This window comes from Halochromatium sp., from assembly GCF_054919635.1.
On sequence record NZ_JBUDPI010000172.1, the window covers coordinates 1 to 7,627 of the forward strand.

6 protein-coding genes and 1 pseudogene are annotated in these 7,627 nt (G+C 61.3%); 4 read left to right on the plus strand and 3 right to left on the minus strand.

What is annotated here, in order from left to right:
- Together ACY693_RS11305 and ACY693_RS11310 are read right to left on the minus strand one after the other, a co-directional pair.
- A pseudogene (locus ACY693_RS11305) lies at positions 1-294 on the minus strand (iron ABC transporter permease); the annotation flags it as partial.
- A gap of 156 nt (positions 295-450) precedes the next feature.
- Positions 451-1,515, minus strand: coding sequence for a Fe(3+) ABC transporter substrate-binding protein (locus tag ACY693_RS11310; RefSeq protein ID WP_462321928.1), 1,065 nt, complete (start codon positions 1,513-1,515; stop codon positions 451-453).
- Positions 1,516-1,818: 303 nt separating this feature from the next.
- Here ACY693_RS11310 and sufB point away from each other — a divergent pair, with 303 nt between their 5' ends.
- The 4 genes from sufB (at position 1,819) to ACY693_RS11330 (ending at position 6,082) form a co-directional block, all read left to right on the plus strand.
- On the plus strand, positions 1,819-3,303 hold the full coding sequence (gene sufB / locus ACY693_RS11315; protein WP_462321929.1) for a Fe-S cluster assembly protein SufB: 1,485 nt from the start codon (positions 1,819-1,821) through the stop codon (positions 3,301-3,303).
- A gap of 156 nt (positions 3,304-3,459) precedes the next feature.
- Positions 3,460-4,212, plus strand: coding sequence for a Fe-S cluster assembly ATPase SufC (sufC, locus tag ACY693_RS11320; RefSeq protein ID WP_462321930.1), 753 nt, complete (start codon positions 3,460-3,462; stop codon positions 4,210-4,212).
- A complete protein-coding gene (gene sufD, locus ACY693_RS11325; RefSeq protein WP_462321931.1) occupies positions 4,209-5,603 on the plus strand; it encodes a Fe-S cluster assembly protein SufD in 1,395 nt (464 codons plus the stop codon). Before sufC ends, sufD begins: the two co-directional genes overlap by 4 nt.
- Positions 5,604-5,641: 38 nt before the next feature.
- Positions 5,642-6,082: an SUF system Fe-S cluster assembly protein gene (locus ACY693_RS11330; RefSeq protein ID WP_462321932.1), complete on the plus strand. Its 441-nt coding sequence runs from the start codon at positions 5,642-5,644 to the stop codon at positions 6,080-6,082.
- Positions 6,083-6,235: 153 nt separating this feature from the next.
- Here the strand turns inward: ACY693_RS11330 and ACY693_RS11335 are convergent, their stop codons facing one another.
- The gene (locus ACY693_RS11335; RefSeq protein ID WP_462321933.1) at positions 6,236-7,465 is read right to left on the minus strand and encodes an AI-2E family transporter; all 1,230 of its coding nucleotides are present in this window, start codon (positions 7,463-7,465) and stop codon (positions 6,236-6,238) included.
- Positions 7,466-7,627 lie beyond the last annotated feature (162 nt).

Here is a 7,627-nt window from a genome sequence, read left to right on the forward strand (position 1 = left end):
GGCGATGATGTAGGCTGGCATCGCCATCGGCAGCAGCAACGCCCATTCGAAGACGGCGCGTCCCGGGAATCGGCACATGCTTGTCAGCCAGGCCGTGCCAACGCCGCCGATCAGGGTGCCAAGGGTCACCCCCAGCATCAGCAGCAGCGAATTCGAGACATAGTCGATTAAGACGGTATCGATCAGGTGCTGCCAGACCTCGCCAGCCGGAACGACGACGAAGCCGACCACGACCAGAACCGGCAACGCCAGCAGGGCTGCGACCAGCACCACAAGGCTGGGCCAGGCGCGCAGCCGAGCCTGTGCGCCGAAAGCCTCAATCTTTGGGAAGGCAGCCAAGATTCAGACCCATCCAGTTCGCTTCAAGCCCGATCACACCCGCGGGAAGCAAAAGCGCCCCGTTTAAGGGGCGCGTCGGCAGCGGGCTTTCGGGGCTGCAGAGGGTCCGGGTTACTTCCAGCCAGCACGGTCCATGAGCATGACCGCAGCACTGTTCAGCTCACCAAGCTCGATCAAGTCGAGATCATCGGCTTTGAAGGTGCCCCATTCGGCGAGCACAGGGCTGACCTCGATGCCCTCGCGCACCGGATACTCACCGTTGACCTCGGCGTACCAGGCTTGGGCCTCGGGGCTGACGAGGAACTCGATCAGTTTCACGGCTGCGTCCTTGTTCTCGGCTGCTGCGGTCACCGCAGCGCCGCTGACATTGACATGGGTGCCGCGCCCGTCGCCTGCGCCAGGCTGGTTTGGCCAGAAGACGGCGATCTTCTCGGCTGGCTCTTTCTCCGCCGGGTCATCCGATTTCAGCATCCCGGCGAGGTAGTAGGTGTTGGCAATTGCGATATCGCATTGACCGGCAGCGGCAGCCTTGATTTGGTCACGGTCTCCGCCCTGGGGTGGGCGCGCCATGTTAGCGACAATGCCCTCGGCCCAATCCTGGGCGGCTTCGGTACCGTCAGCAGCGATGATCGAGGCGACCAACGACTGGTTATAGACATTGCTCGACGAGCGGATGCAGATTCGGCCTTTCCAAGCGGGGTCGGCGAGGGCTTCGTAGGTTGAGAGCTCTGCGGGATCGACCTCGCCTTTGACGTACATGATCGGCCGTGCGCGCAGCGAGAGACCGGTCCAATGGCCTTTCGGGTCGCGATAGGTTGCCGGGACGGCCTCTTCCACGATCTCAGAGCTAAAGGACTGGGTGAGCCCGGCCTCCTTGGCACGGTGGAGGTTGCCGGCGTCGACCGTCAGTAAGACATCGGCGGGGCTGTTTGCGCCCTCGTTCTTGAGTCGTTGCAGCAGGGCATCAGCCTTGCCCGTGACCAGGTTGACCTCGATCCCGTTCTCCTCGCTGAAGCGGTCAAGCAGCGGCTTGATCAAGGCTTCCTTGCGCGCTGAGTAGAGATTGACTTCGTCGTCAGCGGTGGCAAGCGCTGGCGTCAGGGCGATGGCGGTGCAGACGATCGCAAGGGACGCACGCACGGAGAATAGCTTGAGGCGAGAGTGGGCCGGTATCATGGGTCAGGCAGGCTCCTAGTGGTGTTGTTGGTGATAACAGCGCAGGCTTAGAGGGCCGCGCGGGCCTAGTTTGTGTGCGGCGAGCAGAAATAACAAGGGGGATGAGAATAGTTGCGATTAAGTTGCCCTGCCGGTTCCGTCGGATCGGATGCTTGAAACTCCTGCTCTTAGCAATGATCTCTGCCGCCAAGCAGCGAGCGTCGTGCGATCAATTTTCCTTATTCGGTGGCGAGGGGTCTTGAAACCCTGCATTGTCATCGTACTATAACCTAGTAAACTACTCAGGTATCGGAGCGGACAACCATGAGTGCGATTTCAGCAGAGGCCACTGTGGCCGAGAACCAGGCCGACACCAAAGGCCAGTACGACGATCTCGTCAATGCCGGCTATCAGCACGGCTTCGTCACCGAGATCGAGTCTGACACCCTGCCGCCGGGCCTCGACGAGGGCGTGGTGCGGGCAATCTCGGCGCGTAAAGGCGAGCCCGAGTGGATGACCGAGTGGCGTCTCTCGGCCTACCGCAAGTGGCTTGAGATGCCGACGCCGACCTGGGCCTCGGTGCACTATCCACCGATCGACTATCAGGCAATCTCCTACTTCTCGGCGCCGAAGAAGAAGGACGGGCCCAAGAGCCTCGATGAGGTCGATCCCGTCCTGCTCGAGACCTACGAGAAGCTGGGCATCCCGATCGAGGAGCAGAAGGCGCTTGCTGGCGTTGCTGTCGACGCGGTGTTCGACAGTGTCTCGGTCGCTACCACCTTCCGCGAGAAACTGCATGAGGCCGGTGTCATCTTCTGCTCCATCTCGGAGGCGGTGCAGGAGTACCCCGACCTCGTGCAGAAGTATCTTGGCAGCGTCGTACCGCCGACCGATAACTTCTACACCGGGCTCAACTCGGCGGTGTTCACCGATGGCACCTTCGTCTATGTGCCGAAGAACACCCGCTGCCCGATGGAGCTGAGCACCTACTTCCGGATCAACACCGCCAATACTGGACAGTTCGAGCGCACCCTGATCGTTGCCGATGAGGGCAGCTATGTGAGCTATCTCGAGGGCTGCACCGCGCCGCAGCGCGATGAAAACCAGCTTCATGCCGCCGTGGTTGAGCTGATCGCCCTCGATGATGCCGAGATCAAGTACTCAACGGTACAGAACTGGTATCCAGGCGACGAGAACGGCAAGGGCGGTATCTATAACTTCGTCACCAAGCGTGGCGACTGCCGCGGTCATCGCTCGAAGATCAGCTGGACCCAGGTCGAGACCGGCTCAGCGATCACCTGGAAGTACCCGAGCTGCATTCTGCGCGGTGATGACTCGGTCGGCGAGTTCTACTCGGTCGCGGTCACCAAGGGTCGTCAGCAAGCCGACACCGGCACCAAAATGATCCATCTCGGCAAGAACACCAGCTCGACCATCGTCAGCAAGGGCATCAGCGCGCAGCATGGGCAGCAGGCCTATCGAGGTTTGGTGCGCATTGCCGCCCGCGCCGAGGGGGCGCGCAACCATACGCAGTGCGATTCCCTACTGATCGGCGACAAATCGAGCGCCCATACCTTCCCGTACATCGAGGTCAAGAACCCGAGTGCGAAGATGGAGCATGAGGCGACCACCTCGAAGATCAGTGAGGACCAGCTGTTCTATTGCCGCGCACGTGGGCTCTCCGAAGAGGATGCTGTCTCGATGATCGTCAACGGCTTCTGTAAAGAGGTCTTCAACGAGCTGCCGATGGAGTTCGCGGTCGAGGCACAGAAGCTGCTCAGTATCAGTCTCGAAGGCGCCGTTGGTTAGCCGAGCAGGCCTCAGCTCTTGACGCGGTCTCGGCAGCGCTGAGGCCTGCCGGCGCTGCGCCAGAGGCTTGAGCCACATTGTAAGTAAGAACACCCGGGGCGCGACGCGAGCCAGTCTGTGATCGTCGCTGCGCCCGTCATGACTAGGAGTATCCGCATGTTGTCAGTGAACGGTCTGAAGGCCAACGTCGGTGATCGAGAGATTCTGCGTGGTCTCGACCTTGAGGTGGGGCCGGGCGAGGTGCACGCGATCATGGGGCCGAACGGCTCCGGCAAGAGCACCTTTGCGCATGTGCTCTCGGGACGTGAGGGCTACGAGGTCACGGCCGGTAGCGCAAGACTTGAGGGGACGGATCTCTTCGAGCTCGAGCCCGAAGAACGTGCCCGTTTGGGACTCTTTCTCGCCTTCCAATACCCGGTCGAGCTGCCCGGCGTCAACAACATGTACTTCCTCAAGGCGGCCTTGAATGCCATCCGCAAGTCGCGCGGCGAGGATGAGCTCGATGCCGTCTCCTTCATGCGCTTGATGAAGGAGAAGCTCAAGGTGCTGCACCTCGATGACAGTCTGCTCAAGCGTCCGGTCAATTTCGGCTTCTCCGGTGGTGAGAAGAAGCGCAACGAGATCTTTCAGATGGCGCTTCTCGAGCCGAAGCTGGCGATCCTGGATGAGACCGACTCGGGCCTAGATATCGACGCCTTACGCATCGTCGCCGACGGCGTCAACGCGCTGCGCAGTCCGGAGCGCTCGATGATCGTCGTCACCCACTATCAGCGCCTGCTCGATTACATCGAGCCCGATCATGTGCACGTGCTCGCCAAGGGGCGGATCATTCGCTCTGGCGGCAAGGAGCTGGCACTCGAGCTGGAGGAGAAGGGCTACGGCTGGATCGTTGACGGGGAGGCAGCATGAGCACAGCAGCCAACAGCAGCCGTCAGCGCACCGAGGCTGCGGAGGCCTTCGCTGGCTGGCTTCAAGACCTTGGCCGTGATGCGGATAGGGCCACCTCACCAAAAGAGGACTCAGCGCAAGCGGACTCAGCGCGCGAGCAGGATTGGCTGAGGGCCGAGCGTCAGCAAGCCGTGGAGCGCGTCCGCACTCAGGCGGTGCCGACCGGCAAGTCCGAGGACTGGCGCTACACCGGGCTACGATCGCTGATCGATCAGGGCTTCATTCAGGTCGACGAGCCTTTGACCGCGCTGACCCCCGAGGACATCGAAGAGATCCTGGTGCCGGGGCTCGATGCCCATCGGGCAGTCCTGGTCAACGGGCGCTATTCCGAGTCGCTCTCCGATCTCGGCACGCTGCCCCGAGGCGTGCGCGTTGGCAGCTTACGCGCCATGCTCGATTCCGATCCGGATGCCTTGCAGGGTGTGCTGACACGGATCGCGGGGGAAGGCAGTCATCTGTTTGCCTCGCTCAACACCGCTGCGATGCAAGATGGCTTGGTCCTGTTGCTCGAGCGCGCCGCGCTGCTTGAGCGGCCGATCGAGATCATCCACCTCTCGGTCGGCATGGAAGAGCCACGTGTGGCCCAGCCGAGGCACCTGATCAGCCTCGGTGAGGGTGCCCAGGCGCAGGTGATCGAGCGCTATGTCAGCCTTGGCGACGCCCTGTATTGCACCAACTCCGTGCTCGAGCTGGCGCTCGGCCGCGATGCCCAGCTGAGGCATGCGCGGTTGCAGCAGGAAAGCCCAAACGCCTTTCACATCACCGGTCTCTACCTGAGCCAGGATGAAAACAGCCGCTACGCGGGCGTCAACATTGGGCTCGGCGGCACCTGGGCACGGACGGATCTTGTCACCCGCTTCACCGGCGAGCATGCCGAATGCGATCTCCAGGGGCTCTATTTGGCGGGTGACAAGCAGCTGATCGACTATCACATGGATGTTCGCCACGGGTTGCCCAACTGCAGCAGCCGCGAGCGCTTCAAGGGCATCCTCTATGGCAAGGGCAGGGCGGTCTTCGACGGTCTGGTCTATGTGGCGCGCGATGCGCAGAAGACCGATGCCGACATGTCCAACCGTAACCTGATCCTTTCAGCAAATGCCGAGGTGGATACCAAGCCGCAGCTCGAGATCTACGCGGACGACGTCAAATGTAGCCATGGCACCACCGTGGGTCAGATCGAGCCTGAGGCGCTGTTCTATCTGCGCTCGCGCGGCATCTCGGCGCCGCTCGCCCGACGCATGCTCTGCCTGGGCTTTGCCGGCGAGATCATCGATGCGCTCAGCTCGGAGGCTCTTCGAGACTATGTCACCGAGCAGGTTGGTATGCGGCTCGAGCAGGCGCCGCTGGATTAAGTGAAGACACAGTCCTTTGCAGTCGAGGTAACTCTCTGATGAACAGGTTAGCCAGATTCGCCGGCTTCGGCTCGGACGACCGCGGACAGGTCGACCGGGACGATGTGATCGCAGCCGAAGCGGCCGCGCCGAGCGATAGCGCACCGGCCACGGCCGCACAGGCACCGGATGACCCCGAGGCGCTGCGTGAGCCGATCATCGCCGCGCTACGTCAGGTCCATGACCCCGAGATCCCGGTCAACATCTATGACCTGGGGCTGATCTACAAGATCGATATCGCTGGCAACGGCGATGTCGATGTGGATATGACCCTGACTGCACCGGCCTGTCCAGTCGCCGGCATGATGCCGGTGATGGTCAAGGACGCGGTGAAAACCGTGGATGGGGTTGGCGAGGTGGCCGTTGAGCTGGTCTGGGACCCACCATGGAGCCCAGACACCATGTCGGACGAGGCCAAGCTGACCCTCGGGATGCTCTGAGGCCAACCCGACTGTTCGCCTGCGGTTTGGGTCGGCGCATTGGCGTCGATTCATTCCAGATGCGTCGAGGTCAATGCCTGGAGCCATCTCCTTGGCTGAGCGAGATTGGCTGAGCGAGATCTGGCACTTGGCCTCGGTTGTTGTCTGACCGGCTCAGGATTCGGTCGATCTGGCGGGTTGATCCGGTCTAACAGTTGGCTCGTCGTCGGACTCATCCTCAGCCCCTTCGCCCGCCTCCTCTAGCATGGCCTCGTCGTCGGTGTCGTCCTGCCTACCCCTTGCCGGTACTTGCTGCGATGGCTCCTGCTGCTTCGCATCAGCCTCAGTACGTACCGCGGGCAGGCTGTCTTTGAAGGCCTCGCCATAGATCTCCCAGATCGTGATGAAGAGTGAGGCGATCAGCGGGCCGATCAGCAGCCCGGCCATGCCGAACATAAAGAGTCCGCCCAGGGTGCCGAAGAAGATCATAAGCTCGTGCATGTCGGTATGCTTGCCGACCAGCACCGGGCGCAGCAGATTATCGATACTGCCGACCACCAGGACACAGAACAGGATGAGACCGATACCGGCGCTTAAGGAGCCTTGGGCGATCAAGACGATGGACGCCGGTACCCAGACCAGCGCCGAGCCCACCCCGGGGATGATCGAGAGCACCGCCATCACTGTGCCCCAGAAGACCGAATTTGGCACCCCGGCAACCGCGAACGCGATACCGGCGAGCGCCCCCTGCAGGATGCCAATCAGCAGGGTTCCGACCACCATCGCCTGGGTCACCGAGGTGAACTTGTGCAGCATCAGGCGCTCGTCGTGATCGCGAAGCGGCAGGTAATAGAGCACTGCATGGACGACCTTGCTGCCGTCGATCAGGAAAAAGAATAAGGTGTAGAAGAAGACGATGGTGACGAAGAGGAACTGCACGGTCCCCAGGGCGATGGTCGAGATCTGACTGACAAGGATCTTTCCGAGTGCCTCGACCGCCCCTGCGATCTGGGTCGTGACCTGGTCCTCGTAGGGGATCAGCTCCTCATAGAAGGGCAGCTTTTCCAACACCTCTTGGAAGCTACCCGGCTCCTTGAGGAAGTTGACAACGACGGGCGTGAGCGACTGGGTGACATTCACGGCCTGGCCGATAAAGACCATGGTCAAGATCACGATCGGGATCAGCACCACAATCAGCAGCAATAACAAGCTGATCAGCGAGGCCAGATAGCGCCGACCTCCAAGCCATTGCGTGAGCTTCACATAGACTGGATGCGTCATCGCTGCGAACACGGCGGCCATGAAGATGGCAACCAGAAACTGCTGGATCATGGTCAGGAACAGCAACGAGATGACGGCGACCAAGGCCAGCAGTACGGCCTTGTTGATCGTTTCCTGCTTCATGTCGCGAGGCCTTCAGTAATACTTGACTATTTTCATGGAGAACGATTCCCGTTCTCGAGATCATGCTGCTTAATCAATCGGCAGCAGGCTCGGTGCCATCCAACGAGCGAACCTCCTTGGTTTGTGCTGGCGAGTCATCTCGCCAGCGCCTCACAGATCAAG

What these genes read in the sequence shown, in the direction of transcription:
- ACY693_RS11335 (WP_462321933.1), bottom strand. Translation starts at nt 7,465, where the DNA reads ATGAAGCAGGAAACGATCAACAAGGCCGTACTGCTGGCCTTGGTCGCC.
- sufC (WP_462321930.1), top strand. Translation starts at nt 3,460, where the DNA reads ATGTTGTCAGTGAACGGTCTGAAGGCCAACGTCGGTGATCGAGAGATT.
- sufD (WP_462321931.1), top strand. Translation starts at nt 4,209, where the DNA reads ATGAGCACAGCAGCCAACAGCAGCCGTCAGCGCACCGAGGCTGCGGAG.
- sufB (WP_462321929.1), top strand. Translation starts at nt 1,819, where the DNA reads ATGAGTGCGATTTCAGCAGAGGCCACTGTGGCCGAGAACCAGGCCGAC.
- ACY693_RS11310 (WP_462321928.1), bottom strand. Translation starts at nt 1,515, where the DNA reads ATGATACCGGCCCACTCTCGCCTCAAGCTATTCTCCGTGCGTGCGTCC.
- ACY693_RS11330 (WP_462321932.1), top strand. Translation starts at nt 5,642, where the DNA reads ATGAACAGGTTAGCCAGATTCGCCGGCTTCGGCTCGGACGACCGCGGA.